Here is a 19,027-nt window from a genome sequence, read left to right on the forward strand (position 1 = left end):
TGACACCTCCTCTTCCGGCGCACCCGCAGGTCCGGATGCAGGTCCCGGGGGGGGGGGGGGGGGGGGGGGGGGGGGGGGGGGGGGGGGGGGGGGCGGGGGGGGGGCCTGCGGGGGGGGGGGGGCGGGGGGGGGGGGGGGGGGCGGGGGGGGGGGGGGGGGGGGGGGCCCCCGGGGGGGGGGCCGCGGGGGGGGGGGGGGGGGGGCGGCCCCCCCCCGGGCCCCGGCGGGCCGGCCGCCGCGCCCTCCGCGGCGGGGGCGTCCGCGGTGACCTCGTCGGGAGCCGTCCCGGTGTCCTGCCCGGCGCGCGTCACCGCGTCCTCCTCTCGGTCCGTGCCGTGTCGAGTGCTCCGGGTGATGAGCATGACGTACTCAGCCCGCCGTCCGTGCGAAGGGGAGGGCACCGAGCAGGCCGCCGAGGACGTCGTCGACCACCGATGCCACCGGCGCGCCGACACCGGCCTGGCCCTGCGGGCCGGGCGGGCCGACGCCGCCGTCGCGGCCGATGTTCTGCTCGCCGCGGATGTTCGAGCCCGACTCGTCGACGCCGTCGCCCGGGGTCGGGTCCGCGCCGTCGACGACGTCGCAGCCGACGGAGTCGACGTCCAGCCCGGCCACCGACGCGGGGCCGGACAGCTGCCCGGTGGGGACGTAGCCGCTGGTGCAGGCCCGCGGGTCGTCGCTGTTGAGCACGAGCCCGAAGTGGGCGCGCATCGTGCCGCCGTCGTCGCGGACGACGCTGAACCCGCCGCTGACGGCGTCGGGATAGGTGACGAGCATCTGCTCGACGCCGTCCAGGCGCGGGATGGTCACGCCGTTGAGGACGTCGAGGTGGCGCACCAGGGAGCCGAGGCCCGGCCCCGCGTCGTCCACCAGGTCCTGCAGCGCCGCCCCGGCGTCGGGCGCGTTGACCACCAGGCCGCGCAGGTCGGGGTCGATGTCGACCAGGGTGTCGCTGACCGCGCGCAGGTCGGCGGCCCACTGCTCGATCGCCGAGCGGCTCCCGGCCTGCGTCTGCAGCACCGTCCGCCCGTCGGTGATCAGCTGCAGCGTCTGCGGCAGCGACTCCTCGGCGCGGGCCAGCAGCAGGTCGCCGTTGTCGATGAGCCGGGTCAGGTCGTCGCCGGCGCCGGCGAAGGCGCGGCCGAGCTCGTCGACGACGACGCGCAGGTCCTCGGGGTCGATCGAGGTGACCAGCCGGTCGACGTTGAGCAGCAGCTGCTCGACCGGGATCGGGATGGCCGTGCGCGACTGCGGGATGACCGCGCCGTCGGCCAGGTACGGCCCGTCGGCGGTGGCCGGGCGCAGGTCCACGTACTGCTCGCCGACCGCGCTGCGGGTGGCCACGACGGCGTCGGTGTCCGAGGGGATCGGGTCGGCGTCGGGGTCGATGGTCAGCGTGACCCGGACGCCGTCGTCGGTGAGCTGCATGTCGCTGACTCGGCCGACGGCGACGCCGCGGTAGGTGACCTCGGCGTTGACGAAGATGCCGCCGGAGTCGGCGAAGTCGGCGGCGACGTCGTAGCCGCTGCCGAGCAGCACCCGGTCGAGGCCGACGTAGTTGAAGCCGACGTAGGAGATGCCCAGCAGCGCGACCGCGGTGAACGCGAGCAGCTGCAGCTTGACCTTGCGGGTGATCACGGGGTGCCTCCCGTCGGGATGCCGGGCAGCCCGGGCAGGCCGCCCGGCGCGCCGCCGCCGAGGACGGTGCCGGCCAGCCCGCCCAGCCCCGGGGCGAGCGACGGCGCCGGCGACGACGAGCCGCTGCCGGTGCCGCCGGCGTTGGCCGGCGGGGTGCCGGCGCTGCCGCAGGTGTCGCCGGCCAGGTCCTGCGGGTCGAGGGTCTCCAGGCCGCCGGTGACCGGGTCGACGACGTAGCGGCACAGCAGCTCGCGCAGGTCGAGGTTCAGGTTGGCGGTCATGTTGGTGAACAGGCCGTAGCCGCCGGTCCGCGCGTCGGGCCGGTACTGCAGCGCCGACAGCGAGCTGGCCGGGAACGGGTAGGTGAGCAGCAGGTCCAGCGACTCGGCGAGGTCGGGCCCCGCGGCGGCCAGCTGGGTGAGGATCGGCTGCAGCAGCTGCAGGTCGGCCACGGTGTCCGCGCCGGCCTGGTCGATCACCCGGGTGCCGACGTCGCCGAGGCGGGCGAGGCTGTCGAGCATCGAGACGAGCAGGTCGCGCTGCTCGGTGACGACGTCGAGGCCCGGCCCGATGGTGTCCAGCGCCGTCTCGATGGTCTCCGTGCGGGCGGCGAGGGACTCGGCCAGCGCGTCCACGCTGTCCAATGCCCGGCCGATCTCGTCGCGCTGCTGGTCGAGGCCGGCGATGAACGTGTCGAGCTGGGTGAGGGTGGCGCGGACGGCGTCCTCGCGGCCCTCGAGCGCGTCGCCCAGCTCCCGGCTGATCGTCTGCAGCTGCGCCAGCCCGCCGCCGTTGAGCACCAGCGACAGCGCGCCGAGGAGCTCCTCCACCTCGACGTTGCGGTTGGTGCGGTCCAGGCCGATGAGCGCGCCGTCGGTGAGCTCGCCGGTGGGTGTCTCGGTGCCCGGGGCGGCCAGCTCCACGTACTTCTCCCCGAGCAGCGAGGACTGCTGGATCATCGCCACCGCGTTGGCCGGCAGGTCGACGTCGCCGTTGATCTCGACGGTGACCAGGGCGGTCCAGTCCTCCCCCAGCGACACGTCCTCCACCCGGCCGACCGGGACGTCGGCGACGCGGACGCCGGCCTGCGGGACGAGGTCCAGGACGTCGAGGAACTGGATCTGCACCGTGTACGGGTCGTCGCCGACGTCGGCGCCGCCGGGCAGGTCGAGGGAGTAGGCGCCGCGGAAGCCGCACCCGGACAGCAGCAGCACCCCGGCGCCCAGCGCGGCGGCCCGCCGGCCGAGCCCGGTCACTGCTGCGCCCCCGGCACCAGCGGGAGGCCGACCAGCGGGGTGCCACCGGCCTGCGGGGCGGCGCCGCGGCCGAACAGCGTGCCGAGCAGCTCCTGCAGGTCGGGCACGCCGTTGCCGTTGAGGTCGTCGAGCTGCCCGTCGTTGCCGGGGTCGCCCGAGAGCAGCCGCAGGCAGATCTGCTCGGTCGGCGGCAGCTGGAGGAACGCGGTCAGGTCGGTGAGGCTCACGCCGGTGATCTGCAGCCGGCCGGCCTGGGCCAGCAGCTGGCAGACGGTGACCTCCGGGTTGGCCGCCCCCAGCGAGTTGTCGCGGGTGTCGAGCGTGCCGTAGTCGGGGTTGTAGGCGTGCGCGACGTTGCCCAGCGCCGCGGGGGCGACGTCGAGCACCTCGGCCAGCGCCTGCCGCTGCTGGACCAGGGTGAGGGTGACGTCGGCCAGCCGGTCGACGTTCGTCGTCAGCAGGGCGGTGTTGGTCTGCACGAACGTGGCGATCTCCCCCAGCGCCTGGGACAGCAGCTGCACCGCGGCGGCGAGGTCCTCCCGTTCGCCCTCGAGCTGGGCGGCGACGGCGGCCATGTTGTCGTTGAACTGGCCGACCTGGGTGTCGATCGTGGCCAGCGCCGAGGTGAACGCCTGCAGGTTCTCCACCGAGCCGAACAGGTCGTCGCGGTTCTCCGACAGCGTCTGCACCGCGGTGGAGAACCCGGTCAGCGTCTGGTTGAGCGCGTCGCCGTTGCCCTCGAGGTTGTCCGCGCCGGTGGCCAGCAGGTCCTGCAGGGCGCCGTCGGCGTTGGCGCCGGTCGGGCCGAGGGCGGCGGAGAGCTCGTCGAGCGCGCCGTACACCGCGTCCAGCTCGACCGGGGTCGCCGTGCGCGACAGGTCCAGCTCGGCGCCGTCCTCCATCGTCGGGCCCCCGTCGTAGACCGGGGAGAACTGCACGTACCGGTCGCTGACCAGCGACGGCGCGAGGATGACGGCGTCGGCGTCGGCCGGGATGTCGTACTCGTCGTCGACCAGCATGTCGACGCGCACCCGGTCGCCCATCGGGACGACGTCGGTGATCTCGCCGACGTCGATGCCGAGGACCCGCACGTCGCCGCCGGGGTACACGCCCACGGCCTGGCCGAAGTACGCGGTGACCCGGATCTGGCCGGCCGGCCGCAGGACCGTCCAGCCGACCGCGCCGACCAGCACGAGCGCGGCGGCCAGCGCCACGCCGCGCTGCAGGGACCCCGTCACTGGCCCTCCTCGCAGGAGACGAGACCTCCGGGCGCCTGGGCGGCGCCCCCGCAGAGCACCGACCCGACGGCGCCGGGGAGCAGGTTCTCGACGAAGCTGTCGAACCAGCGGCCGTTGCCCAGGGTGTTGGTGAAGACCCGGACGAAGGGCGCCAGGTTGGCGACGGTCTCCCCGAGGGCCTGCCGGTTGCGCGACAGGATGTCGGTGACGGCCGCCAGCTGCTGCAGCGCCGGGGTGAGGGCCTCGCGGTTGTCCGCGACCAGCCCGGTGAGCTGCTGGGCCAGCGTCCGGGTGTTGGTGAGGATCGAGTCGATGAGCGCCCGGCGCTCCTGCACCTCGGTGAGCAGGGTGTTGGAGTCCAGGATCAGCTGGGTGAACTCGCCGTTGCGGTCGGCCAGGACCTGGGTCACGTCCCGGGTGGCCGACAGCAGCTCGCGCAGCTGGGCGTCCCGCGAGGCGATGGTGTCCGACAGCCGGGCCAGCCCGTCCAGGGAGGTCCGCACCTCGTCGGGGGTGTCGGCGAAGGTCTCCGACAGCACCTGGAAGGAGCTCGCCAGCTGGGCGGTGTCGATGTCGTCGACGGTGGTGGACAGGTCCGCGAAGGCCTCGACGACGTCGTAGGGGGAGGCGGTGCGCTGCAGCGGGATGCGCTGCTCGGGGTCCAGCGGCGTCGCGCCGCGCGGGACCAGCGCCAGGTACTTGGCGCCCAGCACCGTCTCGATCCTGATGGCCGCCTCGGACCGGTCCCCGACGAACGCGTCGCGGACGCGGAACTCGACGGTGACCGCGCCGTCCTCCAGCGCCAGGCTCTCGACCTGGCCGACCTTGACGCCGGCGACGCGCACGGGGTCGTCGGGCCGGAGGCCCGCGGCCTCGGAGAACTGGGCGCGGTAGACGGTGCCGCCGCCGATCAGCGGCAGCGACTGGGCGTTGAAGGCGAGCAGCACCAGCAGCGCGATCAGCGAGAGGCTGACCGCCCCGATGACGACCGGGTTCCGGTCGCGGAAGGGCTTGGCGGGACGGCGGGCCATCAGCACCCCCTCGCGCCGGAGGACAGCCCGCCCGCGGGGATGGTGCTCGGCTCGCTCGCGCCGGGCAGGGTGACCGTGCCGGACGCCCCGCACATGTAGAAGTTGAACCAGCTGCCGTTGACGGCGGTCCGCGTGATCAGGTCGATCTTGGTCGGGGCGAGCTGCAGGAAGTCCTCCAGGACGTCGCCGGTGTCGGCGAGGTTGCCGGCCAGGTCGCCGAGGCCCTCGATGTCCGCGGCCAGCGGCGCGCGGGCGTCCTCGAGCAGCCCGGCGGTGCTCACCGCCAGGCCGTCGATGGTTTGCAGCGAGTCGAAGATCGCGTCGCGGTCCTCGCTCAGCCCGGAGACGAACTGCTGCAGCGAGACGACCAGCGACGACAGCTGCTCGTCCCGGGCGGCGACGGTGCCCATCACCGAGGTCAGGTTGTCGATGACCCTGCCGATGACGGCGTCCTTGTCCGCCAGGGACGAGGTCAGCGAGCCGACGTGGCCGAGCAGGCTCTCCACGGTGCCGCCCTCGCCCTGGAACACCTGGATGATCTCGAAGGACAGCCGGTTGACGTCCTGCGGCGACAGGGCCTGGAACAGCGGCTGGAACCCGCCGAACAGCGTGGTGAGGTCCAGCGCCGGCGTCGTCTGGGCCAGCGGGATGGTGTCGCCCTCCTCGAGGGTGCGCCCGGCCGACCCCTCCCCCTCGGTCAGCGCGACGTACCGCTGGCCGACGAGGTTGCGGTAGCGGATGGTCGCCAGCACCGAGGTGGGCAGCGGGACGTCGGCGTCGACCGCGACGGTCACCTCGGCCACCGGCCGCTCGGTCCGGTCGGACAGGCCGATGGCGGTCACCTGGCCCACCCGGACACCGGCGATGCGCACCTCGTCGCCCTCCACCAGGCCGGCGACGTCGGCGAACTGCGCCCGGTACTCCCGCGGCTCGCCGTGGCCGGCGTTGGTGATGGTGCTGACCAGGACGTAGCTGGCGAGCACGGTGACCAGCGCGAAGACGGCCAGCTTGGTCAGCGGCGCGGCGAGCCCCCTCATCGCAGCGCCACCTGGGTCCCGCGCAGCAGCGGCGCCATCGTGGAGGCGGCCAGGTCGGAGACCTCGCCGGGGTCCACGCCGGTCTGGTAGCCGAGGATGCTGCGCACGAAGTCCAGCTCCGCCGTCGACCCGGCCAGCTGCCCCGGCACCGAGTTCCCGAAGGCGGACAGGTCGGTGGTCACGTTGCCGTCGGGCTCACCCGCGCCGGCGGGGACGTCCTCGGGTCCGCGGCCGCCCAGGCAGTTGGGGTTGCCGCTGTACGGGTTGTCCACCGAGTCGACGCCGTCCACCGGCGGCACCGGGCAGTAGTACTCGCCCCGGTCGGCGGCCGCGATGATCGCGTCGATGTCGTCCAGGCCCTGGCAGTCGGGCCCGGACCGGTCGAGGTAGGCCGGCTGGTCGCCGGGCTGGTACGGGTTGCGCGGCGGCAGCGTCACGGTGATGTCCAGGTTCAGCGCGGGGTCGCCGTCGCCGCCGAAGGCCTCGGTGATCATCGGCTTGAAGCGGGCCAGGCCGTCGAGCAGGCACGGGTACTCCGGCGAGTACTCGGCGAACATGCCGAGCACCGGCCGCGAGGTGGCGGCCAGCGAGATGAGGCTCTGCTCGTTGGTCTCCAGGAAGCCGGCCGCGGTCGCCGACGAGGCGCCCACGACGGTGAACGTGCGCCGCAACTGCTCGGACTGGTCGACCAGCGTCTGCGAGGTCACCGCCAGGTCGTCGAGCACCGCGAGCAGGTCGTCGGCGGCCGAGGTGTAGGTGTCCGCGACGTCGGCCAGGCCGCTGATGTCGGCCTGCAGCTCGGGCAGCACGGTGTTGAGCTCGCCGACGTAGCCGCCGATCGCGGCGAGGTTCTCCCCCAGCCGGTCTCCGCGGCCGCGCAGCGCCGAGGCCACCGCGCCGAGGGTGTAGCTGAGGTCCTGCGGCTGCACCGCCCGCAGCAGCGGCAGCAGGTCGTCGATGACCCGCTGCAGCTCGACGGCGTTCTCGGTGCGGTCCTGGCCGATCTCGTCGCCGTCGGCCAGCCGCTCCCCCGAGGGCCGCTCGGGCACCACCAGGGACACGTAGCGCTCGCCGAACAGCGTCTTGGGCAGCAGCCGGGCGGTGACGTCGGCGGGGATCCGGTCCAGGTACTCGGGGCGGATGGCCAGCTCGATCGTCGCGCCGTCGGCACCGGCGTCGACCGAGCGCACCTCGCCGACGATCACCCCGCGCACCTTGACGTCGGAGGCCTCCTGCAGCTGGTTGCCCACGGTGTCGGCGTGCAGCACCACGCGCGCGGTGTCGGTGAACGCCTTGGTGTAGAGCGCCACGGTCAGCGCCAGCAGCATCACCAGGACGACGAGGAACGCCACGCCCTGCAGCCGACGGCGCACCACCGCGCCCCTGCCCCCGCTCATCGCCCGCTCACCCCGCGATCCGGACGGTCGTCGTCGAACCCCAGATGGCCAGCGACAGGAACAGGTCGATGACCATGACCGCCACGATCGAGAAGCGCACCGCCCGGCCCACGGCGAGGCCGACGCCGGCCGGGCCGCCGCCGGCCCGGTAGCCGTAGTAGCAGTGGCTCAGGATGATCACGACGGCGAAGACGAGCACCTTGACGAACGACCACAGCACGTCCTGCGGCGGCAGGAAGAGGTTGAAGTAGTGGTCGTAGGTGCCGGCCGACTGCGCGTACGCCTCGGTGGTGATGGTCCGGGTGGCGAAGTAGCTGCTCAGCAGGCCGATGACGTAGAGCGGGATCACCGCGACGAACCCGGCGACGATGCGGGTGGTCACCAGGAACGGCAGCGAGGGCACGCCCATGACCTCGAGGGCGTCGATCTCCTCGTTGATCCGCATGGCGCCGATCTGGGCGGTGAAGCCGCAGCCGACGGTGGCCGACAGCGCCAGGCCGGCGACCAGCGGGGCGATCTCCCGGGTGTTGAAGTACGCCGAGAGGAAGCCGGTGAACGCCGAGGTGCCGAGCTGGTCGAGCGCGGCGTAGCCCTGCAGGCCGACCTCGGTGCCGGTGAAGAACGACAGGAACGCGATGACGCCGACCGTGCCGCCGATGACCGCCAGCGCGCCGGTGCCGAAGGTGACCTCGGCCAGCAGCCGGAACGTCTCCCGCTTGTAGCGGCGCAGCGTGCGCGGCGTCCAGCCCAGCGCGCGGCCGTAGAAGGACAACTGGTCGCCGAGGTCCTCGAGGGTGTCCATCGGGCGGCCGTAGACGCGGCGGACCAGCCGGCGCGCGCCGACGCGGACCCGGTCGACCGGGGAGAGCAGTGCCATCGGGTCACTGCCCCTTCGGCGGGACGAGCTGGAAGTAGATCGCCGTCATCACGAAGTTCACGGCGAACAGCAGCAGGAAGGTGATGACCACCGACTGGTTCACCGCGTCGCCGACGCCCTTGGGCCCGCCGCCGGCGCGCAGGCCCTTGTAGGAGGCGACGATCCCGGCGATCAGCCCGAACACGAGCGCCTTGATCTCCCCGGACCAGAAGTCCTCGACCTGCGCGAGCGCGCCGAACGACGCCAGGTAGGCACCCGGGGTGCCGCCCTGCAGGACGACGTTGAAGAAGTAGCCGCCGGCCACGCCGACGACGCTGACCAGGCCGTTGAGCAGGGTGGCGACGACCATCGCGGCCAGCACGCGCGGGACGACGAGGCGCTGGATCGGGTTGATCCCGAGCACCTCCATGGCGTCGATCTCGTCGCGGATCTTGCGGGCGCCGAGGTCGGCGCAGATGGCCGAGCCGCCGGCGCCGGCGATGAGCAGCGCGGTGACGATCGGGCTGGCCTCGCGCAGCACGGCCAGCACCGAGGCCGAGCCGGTGAACGACTGGGCGCCGAGCTGGCGGGTCAGCGAACCCAGCTGCAGCGCGATGACCGCGCCGAAGGGGATCGCGACCAGGGCCGTCGGCAGGATGGTCACGCTGGCGACGAACCAGGTCTGCTGGACGAACTCGCGCAGCTGGAATGGCCGCCTGGGCAGCGCGCGGAAGGTGTCGAGCGCGAAGGCGAACAGCGTGCCGCTGGCCCGCAGCGGCCGGACCGGGGAGAGCTTCCCGTCAAGCAGGCCCGGCGCCTGCGGCTTCCCCGTGGCCGTCACCGGCCGTCCCGCGGGCCAGGCAGGGCGCCGCCGGCTGCCGTCGCGCCGACGACCTGCGAGGTGTCCCGGTGCCGCCCGGTGGCGTCCGTCGTCGGCGCGAACACGCCGGCGTCGACCTGGGCGAGCAGGTCCTCGGGCAGGGAGGCGCGGATCGCCGTGGCGGTGGCCGGGTCGAACTGGTGCAGCATGCGGGCCACGCGCTCCTGGCGGCGGCGCTGGGCGCGCCGCTCGGGCAGGCCCGGGGAGGGGTCCAGCTGCGGCGGGACGGCGTCGCCGCCGACGGCGCCCTTGGGCCCGACGCCGTTGTGCCGGTCGCCGCCGCGGGCCTGCAGGGCGGCCATCTCGGCCTCGACCTGCGTGACGTCCTTCTCCTCGCTCATGCCGATCGGGCCCTCGCGGCGGCCGTTGAGGAACTGCTGCACGACCGGCTCCTGCGAGGTGAGCAGCTGCTCGCGCGGGCCGAACATCGCCAGGTGCTTGCGGTAGAGCAGGCCGAGGTTGTCGGGCACGGTGCGGGCGGTGCCGATGTCGTGCGTGACGATGAGGAAGGTGGCGTCGATCTGCGCGTTGAGGTCGACGATCAGCTGGTTGAGGTAGGCGACGCGGACCGGGTCCAGGCCCGAGTCCGGCTCGTCGAACAGGATGATCTCGGGGTCGAGCACCAGCGCGCGGGCGAGGCCGGCGCGCTTGCGCATGCCGCCGGAGATCTCGCCGGGCAGCTTCCCCTCGGCGCCCTGCAGGCCGACCATGTCCATCTTCTCGAGGACGATGCGGCGGACCTCGGACTCGCTCTTCCTCGTGTGCTCGCGCAGCGGGAAGGCGATGTTGTCGAAGAGGTTCATCGAGCCGAACAGCGCGCCGTCCTGGAACAGGACGCCGAACAGCTTGCGGACCTCGTACAGCCTGGCCTCGCCGCACCGGACGATGTCGGTGTCGGTGATGACGATCGAGCCGCGCTCGGGCTTGAGCAGCCCGACCAGCGACTTGAGGAAGACCGACTTGCCGGTGCCCGAGGGGCCCAGCAGCACGGAGATCTCCCCCGGCGGCAGCGTGAGGGTGACGTCGCTCCAGATGTTCTGGCTGCCGAAGGACTTGGTCAGCCCCTCGACCTGGACCGCGACGCCCACCGTCGACCTCCTCGCCCGTGTCCGGGGCCCGCGCGCGGCGGGAGCCCCGGGACCGCGTCCCGTCGCGGGCCCCCGTGCGCCGGGGACACCGCCTCCTCGTACTCACGGGTAACGAGGACCGGAGGGGGAGGTTACGTGGATCACTCGTCCGACGTGACACCGGTCGCTGTCACACCACCCCACCGAGGGGGCGGACGCGACAGGGGCCGCCCTCCCGGAGGAGAGCGGCCCCTGTGGCGTGCTGGGTGGTGCTGGCCCCCGGCTCAGGCCGGGGACGGCGTCACTTGATGGTGACGGTGGCGCCGGCGCCCTCGAGAGCGGCCTTGGCCTTCTCGGCGGCGTCCTTGGCGACCTTCTCCAGGACCGGCTTCGGCGCGCCGTCGACCAGGTCCTTGGCCTCCTTGAGGCCGAGCGAGGTCAGGCCGCGCACCTCCTTGATGACCTGGATCTTCTTGTCGCCGGCGGCCTCGAGGATGACGTCGAACTCGTCCTGCTCCTCGGCGGCGGGGGCACCGCCGTCACCGGCACCACCGGCGGCCGGGGCGGCCGCGACGGCGACGGGGGCAGCCGCGGTGACCTCGAAGGTCTCCTCGAACTGCTTCACGAAGTCGGACAGCTCGAGCAGCGTCATCTCCTTGAACGCGTCGAGCAGCTCCGCGGTGGACAGCTTGGCCATGATCTCTCCTTCTGGGGTCAGTCGGTGCTGGCCGCGGTGTCCGCGGCGTCAGCGGAGTCGGTGGTGGTGTCGGCAGCAGTGGTGTCGGCAGCAGCGGTGTCGGCGGCAGCGGAGTCGCCCTCGGCGGGCTTCTTCTCCTGCAGCGCGGCGGCCAGGCGGGCGACCTGGGACAGCGGGGCCTGGAACAGCCCGGCGGCCTTGGTGAGGTTGCCCTTCATCGCGCCGGCCAGCTTGGCCAGCAGCACCTCGCGCGGCTCGACGTCGGCGAGAGCGGTGACCTCGGCGGGGCCGACGGTGCGGCCCTCGACGACGCCGCCCTTGACGACGAGCAGCGGGTTGGCGCGCGCGAAGTCGCGGATGGCCTTGGCGGCCTCGACGACGTCGCCCTCGATGAAGGCGATCGCGGTCGGGCCGTTGAGCAGCGGGGCCAGGTCGGTGTGGCCGACCGAGTCCGCCGCCCGCTTCGTCAGGGTGTTCTTGACGACGGCGTAGCTGCTGCCCGCACCGAGGGAACGCCGCAGCTGGGTCAGCTGCGACACGGTCAGCCCGCGGTACTCGGTGAGCACGGCCGCGCTGGACTTCTGGAACCGCTCGGTGATCTCGTCGATCACAGCGGCCTTCGCCTGCGTGGGCATGGGCCTCCTCTCGTCGGACGGGTGACCACCCGTGCGTCGTACGAGAGCGGGCGATCGGGGCCCGGAGACGAGGAACGCCCCGGCGCAGGGCGCACGGGGCGAGGGACGCGGGCACGGGGCGCCGCGGCGATCGAACCGTCCTCCTGCGCGGGCCGCCCGGGGATCCGGGACCTTCGATCGCACGCGGGCGTGCGACGACCAGCGGTCGTGGGGGGAACGTCGACCAGCGTACACGGTGCCGCGCGGGCGCCGCTGTCGCCGTCCTCACCCCCGGCCGGGCCCGGACGCCACGGGGCCCCGCAGCGCGCGTGCGCTGCGGGGCCCCGTGGTGACGTGCTGGAACGGCCTCGTCCCGGGCCCCGCCCTGAGCCTGCGAAGGGTGGGGAGGACGAGGTCCTTCGTCAGGCGGTGGGCTCGTCCACCGTCAGGTTGCGGGTGCGGTTCGGGTCGACCGGGATGCCCGGGCCCATCGTGGTGGAGATGGTGACCTTCTTCAGGTACCGGCCCTTGGCCGCGGCCGGCTTGGCGCGCAGCACCTCGTCGAGGGCGGCGGCGTAGTTCTCGACGAGCTTGGCCTCGTCGAAGGAGGTCTTGCCGATCACCAGGTGCAGGTTGGCCTGCTTGTCGACGCGGAAGTTGATCTTCCCGCCCTTGATGTCCGCGACGGCCTTGGTGACGTCGGGGGTCACGGTGCCGGTCTTCGGGTTCGGCATCAGGCCACGGGGGCCGAGGATGCGGGCGATCCGGCCGACCTTGGCCATCTGGTCGGGCGTGGCGATCGCGGCGTCGAAGTCCAGGAAGCCCTCCTGGATGCGCGCGATCAGGTCGTCCGAGCCGACGACGTCGGCGCCGGCGGCCTCGGCCTCGGCGGCCTTGTCGCCGGTCGCGAAGACGATGACGCGGGCGGTCTTGCCGGTGCCGTGGGGCAGGTTGACCGTGCCGCGGACCATCTGGTCGGCCTTGCGCGGGTCGACGCCCAGCCGCATGGCCACCTCGACGGTGGCGTCGTAGGTGGTCGGCGAGGTCTCCTTCGCCAGCCCCGCCGCCTGCAGCGGGCTGTACAGGGTCTCGCGGTCGACCTTGGCGGCCGCCTCGAGGTACTTCTTGCCGTGCTTCGCCATGGTGGTTCCTCTCCCCCGCCGCGGGTGCGGGGATCGCGTGGTGTGCGGGCCTGGCGCAGGCCCTCCCACAGGTGCACGGGGCTCGGACGGGCCCCGGGTGGTGCAACGCCGCCGGTTCCCGGCGGCTTCCGTCAGCCGGTGACGGTGATGCCCATCGACCGGGCGGTGCCGGCGATGATCCGCTCGGCCTCGTCCAGCGAGTTGGCGTTGAGGTCGGGCATCTTGGTCTGGGCGATCTCGCGGACCTGGTCGCGGGTGACCGTGGCGACCTTGGTCTTGTGCGGCTCGCCCGAGCCCTTCTCGACACCCGCGGCCTTGAGCAGCATGCGGGCGGCCGGCGGGGTCTTGGTGACGAAGGTGAACGAGCGGTCCTCGTACACCGAGATCTCGACCGGGACCACGTTGCCGCGCTGCGACTCCGTGGCGGCGTTGTACGCCTTGCAGAACTCCATGATGTTGACGCCGTGCTGGCCGAGCGCCGGACCCACGGGCGGCGCGGGGGTGGCCGCACCGGCGTTGATCTGGAGCTTGATGACCGCGGTCAACCGCTTCCTGGGGGGCATGACTTCCTTCTCGTGTGACTCAGGCTCGAACGGCCGGGGTGGTGCTCGGGCGCACTCAGATCTTGGCGACCTGGGTGAACGACAGCTCGACCGGCGTCTCCCGGCCGAAGATGGAGACCAGCACCTGCAGCTTCTGCTGCTCGGCGTTGATCTCGTTGATGGTCGCCGGGAGGGTGGCGAACGGGCCGTCCATGACGGTCACCGACTCGCCGATCTCGAAGTCGACGACGGCGGTCGGCGCGGACGCCGCCGCGGGCGAGGCCGCCTCGGCCGCCTTGGCCGCCTGCGGCGGGGCGTCGGGCACCAGCAGGTTGACGACCTCGTCGATCGACAGCGGCGAGGGCCGCGAGGTGGCACCGACGAAGCCGGTGACGCCGGGGGTGTTGCGGACCGCGCCCCAGGACTCGTCGTTGAGGTCCATCCGGACGAGCAGGTAGCCGGGCAGCTTCTTCCGGTTGACCTGGGTGCGCTTGCCGTTCTTGATCTCGGTGACCTCCTCGGTGGGCACCTCGATCTGGAAGATGTAGTCCTCCATGTCCAGCGACTGGATGCGGGACTCGAGGTTGGTCTTCACCTTGTTCTCGTAGCCCGCGTAGGAGTGGATGACGTACCAGTCGCCGAACTGGGTCCGCAGGGTCCGCTTGAGCGTCTCGCGCGGGTCCTCGTCCGCGGCCTCCGCCTCGGCCAGGGCCTCGGTCACGACCGGGTCGTGGTCGGGGGCCGGCGCGGCCAGCGGGTCGCCGACCAGGCTGTCGCGGCCGCCGCCCTCGACCGCGGGGGTCACGTCGGCGACACCGGTGGCGGTGTCCTGGTCGGCGGTGTCGACCGAGCCCTCGGCGGAGCCGGCCTCGTCCGCGCCGGTCTCGAGGTCGACGCTGCCGCGGACGTCCATCCGCTGGTCGTCGAGGTCGATGGCCTCGACGTCGCTGTCGGTGTCGAAGGGCTCGCGGGGGTCGGTCACGGGGTCTCTTCCTTGTCGGGTGCGGTCAGGCGCAGGGGGCGGTCAGCCGAAGACGGCGAGCACGCCCTGCGCGAAGAGGACGTCGAGGCCTGCGACGAGCGCCACCATGAACGCCACGAAGAGGATGACGACGGTCGTGTAGGTGATCAGCTCCCGGCGGCCGGGCCAGATGACCTTGCGGAGCTCGGCGACGACCTCGCGCAGGAACCGGCGCAGGTTGCGCTTCTGCCGGACCTCCTCGGCCCGCGCCCGCTGCGCGGCGGCCCGGGACCGGGTGCCGGAGCCCTCGGCGGCGCGACCGGCGGGACGGCTGCCGGCGGCCTTCTCGCGGGCGGGGCGCCGGGTGCGCGGGGCGGCCGGCTCGTCGTCCTCGTCGTCGCCGGTGGTGATCCGGCCGCCGCGGCGGCGGGCCGGGGCACTGACGACCTTGTCCTCGGCGGCCTCGGCCTCGGCGGCGACCTCGTCCTCGGCGGCCTCCAGCTCGGCGGCGTCCTCGACGCCCGGGGCCTCGCGGTCGAGCTGCTCGTCGGACAGCTCGGCGTCGGAGGCGGTGCGGGGGTCCTCCCCGCGGCCCGGCTTCTCGCTCACTGCGCCTCGCTCGCGTCGTGGTTGGTGGCCGCTGCTGTCGGGCCGTCTGGTGTGGTGCTCGCCGGCCGGCGACCGCGTCCGGGGAGCCGGTGCGCGGTCGTGCCGGGTCGTGCTGCCCGCCGGCACGGGCCGGCGGCACGGGCAGGGGTGACAGGACTTGAACCTGCAGCCTGCGGTTTTGGAGACCGCTGCTCTGCCAATTGAGCTACACCCCTTGGCGCCCGGGGCCGGTGACCCCGGGCTGCCCCGGGACGGTCGGGCCTCGCCCTCGGCACGCCGGTCCCGGGAGGATCCGGGGCACGCCGGTGGCGGGGTCGAACGCCCCAGGGTTGCCAGTGTACGGGACCGCGGGACCGGTCCGTGACCGCGCTCCGGGGGACCTCCCGCGCGGGGGTCACCGGGGCGGGGCCGTCGGCGGTGGTGCCGCAGGCCGTGCCGCGGAGGACCGGGAACTGGCGGGCCCGGGCGGCGTGGCGCCTGACACGATGGACCCATGACCGCCGTCTCCCCGTCGGAGCCCGCCCTCTCCCCCGCCGAGCGCCGCGTCTCGCGGCGCATCGGGTCCATCGCCGAGTCCGCCACGCTCGCGGTGGACGCGAAGGCCAAGGCGCTCAAGGCGGCGGGCAAGCCGGTCATCGGCTTCGGCGCCGGTGAGCCGGACTTCCCGACGCCGGACTACGTCGTCGAGGCGGCCATCGCCGCGGCCCGGCAGCCGGCGATGCACCGCTACACCCCGGCCGGCGGCCTGCCCGCGCTCAAGGAGGCGATCGTCGCCAAGACGGCGCGCGACTCGGGCCTGACCGTCACGCCGGCGCAGGTGCTGGTGACCAACGGCGGCAAGCAGGCCGTGTACGAGGCGTTCGCCACGATGCTCGACCCCGGCGACGAGGTCCTCGTGCCCGCGCCCTACTGGACCACCTACCCGGAGGCGATCCGGCTGGCCGGCGGCGTGCCGGTGCCCGTGGTCGCCGACGAGGACAGCGGCTACCTCGTCTCGGTCGAGCAGCTGGAGGCCGCGCGCACCGAGCGCACCAAGGTGCTGCTGTTCGTCTCCCCGTCCAACCCGACCGGCGCGGTCTACCCGCCCGACCAGGTCGAGGCCCTCGGCCGCTGGGCCCTGGAGGCCGGGCTGTGGGTGCTCACCGACGAGATCTACGAGCACCTGACCTACGGCGGGGTCACCGCGCCGTCGATGCCGGTCGTGGTCCCCGAGCTCGCCGACCGCTGCGTCGTCGTCAACGGGGTGGCCAAGACCTATGCGATGACCGGCTGGCGGGTCGGCTGGATCGTCGGCCCCGCCGACGTCGTCAAGGCCGCGACCAACCTGCAGTCGCACGCCACCTCGAACGTCGCCAACGTGTCCCAGGCGGCGGCGGTGGCCGCGCTGACCGGCGACCTGTCGGCGGTGGACGCGATGCGGACGGCGTTCGACCGCCGCCGGAAGACGATCGTGTCCATGCTGCGGGAGATCCCCGGCATCACCTGCCCCGAGCCGCAGGGCGCCTTCTACGTCTACCCGTCGGTGAAGGGCCTGCTGGGCCGGCCGATCAACGGCCGCACCGCGTCGAGCAGCGCGGAGTTCGCCGAGATCGTGCTGGAGGAGGCCGAGGTCGCCGTCGTCCCCGGGGAGGCCTTCGGCACGCCGGGCTACGTGCGGATGTCCTACGCGCTCGGCGACGACGACCTGGCCGAGGGCGTCGGCCGGCTGCAGCGCCTGCTGAGCTGACTCAGTCCGGCAGGTCGTCCTCGTCGAGGGCGCCGGCCGCCACCAGCACCTCGGTGGCGGCCGGGAGGTCGGCCAGCGCCTGCGCCAGGTCGGCGGGCGTGGCGATCGTCCACGCGTTGACCTGCACGTAGCAGCGCAGCGCCGCGTCGAACTCCGCGGCGCCGGCGGCCTGCCGGGCGGCCAGCAGCGCGGCGCCGCCCTTGCCGTAGACGACGTCGAAGTAGCTGCCGGTGTCGGAGAACTCGTCCATCGCCGCGCCGACGTCGCCCGGAGCGGCCAGCGTCGCGTCGAGCCGCTCCTGCGACACGTCGCCGTCGCTCTCGGCGTAGGTCGCGAAGGCCTCGTCGAGCCACGGGTCGCGGAACTGCGAGCCGCCGACCATCCCGTAGAACCACATGTGCGCGACCTCGTGCTCGAGCACGACCCGGCTGGCGCCGGCGAGCAGGATCGAGCTGGGGTACTCGATGCCGCCGCCCGCGTCGGGCAGCAGCGGCACGGTGAGCGTGTCGTACGGGAAGGGGCCGAACCGGTCGGCGAGGGCGGTCACGTCGTCGCTGGTCCAGTCGGCGAGCTCGCCTGGGCCGGTGCGCGAGTCCGGCAGCACCCCGGTGGTGATCTCGACGCCGTTCGGCGAGGTGAGGGTGGCGGTCCGGAAGTCCCCGGCGGCGACGCTGACGTCGCGGGCGGCCGGCTCGTGCGAGGTCCAGGTGCGCCGGCCGTCCTCGGGCGCGGAGGGCTCGTCCTGGTCGCCGGTCATGAGGACGACGAGGTCCTCGGGCGCCGAGACGCTGACCGTGGTGTCGGCGACCGGGCTGGTGGCGGTCTCGCCGAGGATGCCGACGAACGGGTCGCGCGCCCAGCCGACGCCGGGCTCCCAGGCCAGCAGGGGGAAGCCGCTGGCCCACCAGGACACGTCCTCGGCCGTGCCCAGCCGCTCGAAGCCGCTGCCGCCGAGGGAGACGGTGAAGTCCAGCTCCACCTCGGTGGACTCGCCGGCCTCCAGCTCACCGTCGAGCTGGAGCACGTAGAGCCCGCCCGGGCCCTCGGCGCCGGCGTCCTCGTAGCCGGCCTGGTCGACGTCGTCGCCGCGGACGTCGTCGACGGTGATCCGGTTGCCGAGCTCGGCCGCGCCGGGGCTGTTCGGCACCAGCCGGAACACCATCTCGTCGGTGGCGCGGTCCGGCGTGAAGACGACGTTCTCGGTGCCGGTGACGGTGCGCCCGTCGTCGGAGAGCCGGAACTCCAGGTCGACGACGGGGCGGTCGGGGTCGGGCTCGGCGCGCTCGGCCGGGCAGCTCGGGGCGTCGTCCCCGCCCTCGGAGGACCCGGGCGACGACGGCGCCGCCGACGGGGACTCCTCGGCGGCGAGCGTCTCGGTGAAGGAGGTGCCGCAGCCGGCCAGCAGGAGCAGCGCCGCGGCCGCGGCCGGCAGGGCTCTCCGGGGGGTCATGCCAGTGCGACGGTGGCGCGGGCGAGGGACAGCACCTTCTCGCCGCCGCTGGTGACCGTGAGGTCCACGCGCACCCGGCCGCCGTCGAGGACGGCGCCCACCCGGCCGCGGACGGTGACCTCGGCGCCGGTGTCGTCGTCGGGCACGACCACCGGACGGCCGAAGCGGACCTGGTACTCGACGACGGCGCCCGGGTCGCCGGCCCAGTCGGTGACCGCACGGGCGGCCAGGCCCATCGTGAGCATCCCGTGGGCGATGACGCCGGGCAGGCCGACGCCGGTGGCGACCCGGTCGCTCCAGTGGATCGGGTTCAGGTCGCCGGAGGCGCCCGCGTAGCGGACGAGGTCCGCGCGGGTGACCCGGTGCGTCTGCCCGGGCAGCTCGGTGCCGACGGCGACGTCGCCGGCCCGCAGCCGGGCGCTCACGCCGTCCCCCGGGCCACGAGCATCGAGGTGGCGGTGCAGACGGCCTCGCCGTCCTCGGTGGCGACGTCGACGCGGGTGGTGAGCAGGTCGTTGCCGGCCACGCTGCGCACCGCCTCGATCGTCGTGGTGCTCACCAGCCGGTCGCCGGCGCGGATCGGCCGGTGGTGGGTGAAGCGCTGCTCGCCGTGCACCACCCGGCTGTAGTCGAGGGCCACGTCGGGATCCTCCAGCACGACGTCGGCCGCGCCCAGGGTGACCACGATGGCGAAGGTGGGCGGCGCGACGACGTCCGGGTGCCCGAGCGCGCGGGCGGCGTCGGCATCGGTGTGCACCGGGTCGGCCGCGCCGACGGCGGCGGCGAACTCGGCGATCTTCGCGCGGCCGACCTCGTAGACGGCGGAGGGCGGGTAGCTGCGCCCGACCAGTCCTGCGTCCAGCGCCACTCCCGCCCTCCCTCGCTC

At 73.8% G+C, this 19,027-nt stretch carries 19 protein-coding genes and 1 tRNA gene; 1 reads left to right on the plus strand and 19 read right to left on the minus strand.

Annotated features, from left to right (window positions below):
• Positions 1–369 precede the first annotated feature (369 nt).
• From ACI79L_RS17390 to ACI79L_RS17465, 16 genes are all read right to left on the minus strand, one after another.
• Positions 370–1,638, minus strand: a complete 1,269-nt coding sequence (locus ACI79L_RS17390; RefSeq protein WP_456937976.1) for an MCE family protein — start codon at positions 1,636–1,638, stop codon at positions 370–372.
• On the minus strand, positions 1,635–2,894 hold the full coding sequence (locus tag ACI79L_RS17395) for an MCE family protein (protein WP_456937977.1): 1,260 nt from the start codon (positions 2,892–2,894) through the stop codon (positions 1,635–1,637). Before ACI79L_RS17395 ends, ACI79L_RS17390 begins: the two co-directional genes overlap by 4 nt.
• Positions 2,891–4,132 (minus strand): MCE family protein, encoded by a 1,242-nt coding sequence (locus ACI79L_RS17400; RefSeq protein WP_456937978.1) that lies wholly within the window; start codon positions 4,130–4,132, stop codon positions 2,891–2,893. The genes ACI79L_RS17395 and ACI79L_RS17400 overlap by 4 nt, the downstream gene beginning before the upstream one ends.
• Positions 4,129–5,163 (minus strand): MCE family protein, encoded by a 1,035-nt coding sequence (locus tag ACI79L_RS17405; protein ID WP_456937979.1) that lies wholly within the window; start codon positions 5,161–5,163, stop codon positions 4,129–4,131. Before ACI79L_RS17405 ends, ACI79L_RS17400 begins: the two co-directional genes overlap by 4 nt.
• The gene (locus ACI79L_RS17410; RefSeq protein WP_456937980.1) at positions 5,163–6,200 is read right to left on the minus strand and encodes an MCE family protein; all 1,038 of its coding nucleotides are present in this window, start codon (positions 6,198–6,200) and stop codon (positions 5,163–5,165) included. Before ACI79L_RS17410 ends, ACI79L_RS17405 begins: the two co-directional genes overlap by 1 nt.
• Positions 6,197–7,597, minus strand: coding sequence for an MCE family protein (locus tag ACI79L_RS17415; RefSeq protein ID WP_456937981.1), 1,401 nt, complete (start codon positions 7,595–7,597; stop codon positions 6,197–6,199). Before ACI79L_RS17415 ends, ACI79L_RS17410 begins: the two co-directional genes overlap by 4 nt.
• Before the next feature lie 7 nt (positions 7,598–7,604).
• Complete coding sequence (locus ACI79L_RS17420) at positions 7,605–8,474, minus strand: MlaE family ABC transporter permease (protein ID WP_456937982.1); 870 nt, start codon at positions 8,472–8,474, stop codon at positions 7,605–7,607.
• A gap of 4 nt (positions 8,475–8,478) precedes the next feature.
• Entirely contained in the window at positions 8,479–9,294 is an 816-nt protein-coding gene (locus ACI79L_RS17425; protein WP_456937983.1) for an MlaE family ABC transporter permease, read from the minus strand.
• A complete protein-coding gene (locus ACI79L_RS17430; protein WP_456937984.1) occupies positions 9,291–10,421 on the minus strand; it encodes an ABC transporter ATP-binding protein in 1,131 nt (376 codons plus the stop codon). Before ACI79L_RS17430 ends, ACI79L_RS17425 begins: the two co-directional genes overlap by 4 nt.
• A gap of 280 nt (positions 10,422–10,701) precedes the next feature.
• Positions 10,702–11,097: a 50S ribosomal protein L7/L12 gene (gene rplL, locus ACI79L_RS17435; protein WP_456929520.1), complete on the minus strand. Its 396-nt coding sequence runs from the start codon at positions 11,095–11,097 to the stop codon at positions 10,702–10,704.
• Between the two features lie 17 nt (positions 11,098–11,114).
• Positions 11,115–11,732, minus strand: coding sequence for a 50S ribosomal protein L10 (rplJ, locus tag ACI79L_RS17440; RefSeq protein ID WP_456937985.1), 618 nt, complete (start codon positions 11,730–11,732; stop codon positions 11,115–11,117).
• A gap of 401 nt (positions 11,733–12,133) precedes the next feature.
• Positions 12,134–12,853, minus strand: a complete 720-nt coding sequence (gene rplA / locus ACI79L_RS17445) for a 50S ribosomal protein L1 (protein ID WP_456937986.1) — start codon at positions 12,851–12,853, stop codon at positions 12,134–12,136.
• A 131-nt stretch (positions 12,854–12,984) separates the two neighbouring features.
• On the minus strand, positions 12,985–13,416 hold the full coding sequence (gene rplK, locus ACI79L_RS17450; RefSeq protein ID WP_387987792.1) for a 50S ribosomal protein L11: 432 nt from the start codon (positions 13,414–13,416) through the stop codon (positions 12,985–12,987).
• Positions 13,417–13,471: 55 nt separating this feature from the next.
• Complete coding sequence (nusG, locus tag ACI79L_RS17455) at positions 13,472–14,377, minus strand: transcription termination/antitermination protein NusG (RefSeq protein WP_456937987.1); 906 nt, start codon at positions 14,375–14,377, stop codon at positions 13,472–13,474.
• A 42-nt stretch (positions 14,378–14,419) separates the two neighbouring features.
• Positions 14,420–14,965 (minus strand): preprotein translocase subunit SecE, encoded by a 546-nt coding sequence (gene secE, locus ACI79L_RS17460; protein ID WP_456937988.1) that lies wholly within the window; start codon positions 14,963–14,965, stop codon positions 14,420–14,422.
• A gap of 142 nt (positions 14,966–15,107) precedes the next feature.
• Positions 15,108–15,180, minus strand: a tRNA-Trp gene (locus ACI79L_RS17465).
• Positions 15,181–15,458: 278 nt separating this feature from the next.
• Here ACI79L_RS17465 and ACI79L_RS17470 point away from each other — a divergent pair.
• Complete coding sequence (locus ACI79L_RS17470) at positions 15,459–16,691, plus strand: pyridoxal phosphate-dependent aminotransferase (RefSeq protein ID WP_456937989.1); 1,233 nt, start codon at positions 15,459–15,461, stop codon at positions 16,689–16,691.
• A 1-nt stretch (position 16,692) separates the two neighbouring features.
• On the opposite strand, the gene ACI79L_RS17475 is transcribed toward ACI79L_RS17470, so the two are convergent.
• From ACI79L_RS17475 to ACI79L_RS17485, 3 genes are read right to left on the minus strand one after another with little or no spacing between them, the layout of a single operon-like run.
• Positions 16,693–18,141: a M1 family aminopeptidase gene (locus ACI79L_RS17475; RefSeq protein ID WP_456937990.1), complete on the minus strand. Its 1,449-nt coding sequence runs from the start codon at positions 18,139–18,141 to the stop codon at positions 16,693–16,695.
• Positions 18,138–18,566, minus strand: coding sequence for a MaoC family dehydratase (locus ACI79L_RS17480; RefSeq protein ID WP_456937991.1), 429 nt, complete (start codon positions 18,564–18,566; stop codon positions 18,138–18,140). The genes ACI79L_RS17475 and ACI79L_RS17480 overlap by 4 nt, the downstream gene beginning before the upstream one ends.
• Positions 18,563–19,009, minus strand: a complete 447-nt coding sequence (locus ACI79L_RS17485; protein WP_456937992.1) for an FAS1-like dehydratase domain-containing protein — start codon at positions 19,007–19,009, stop codon at positions 18,563–18,565. Before ACI79L_RS17485 ends, ACI79L_RS17480 begins: the two co-directional genes overlap by 4 nt.
• Positions 19,010–19,027 lie beyond the last annotated feature (18 nt).

The organism is Geodermatophilus sp. SYSU D00684 (assembly GCF_054050455.1).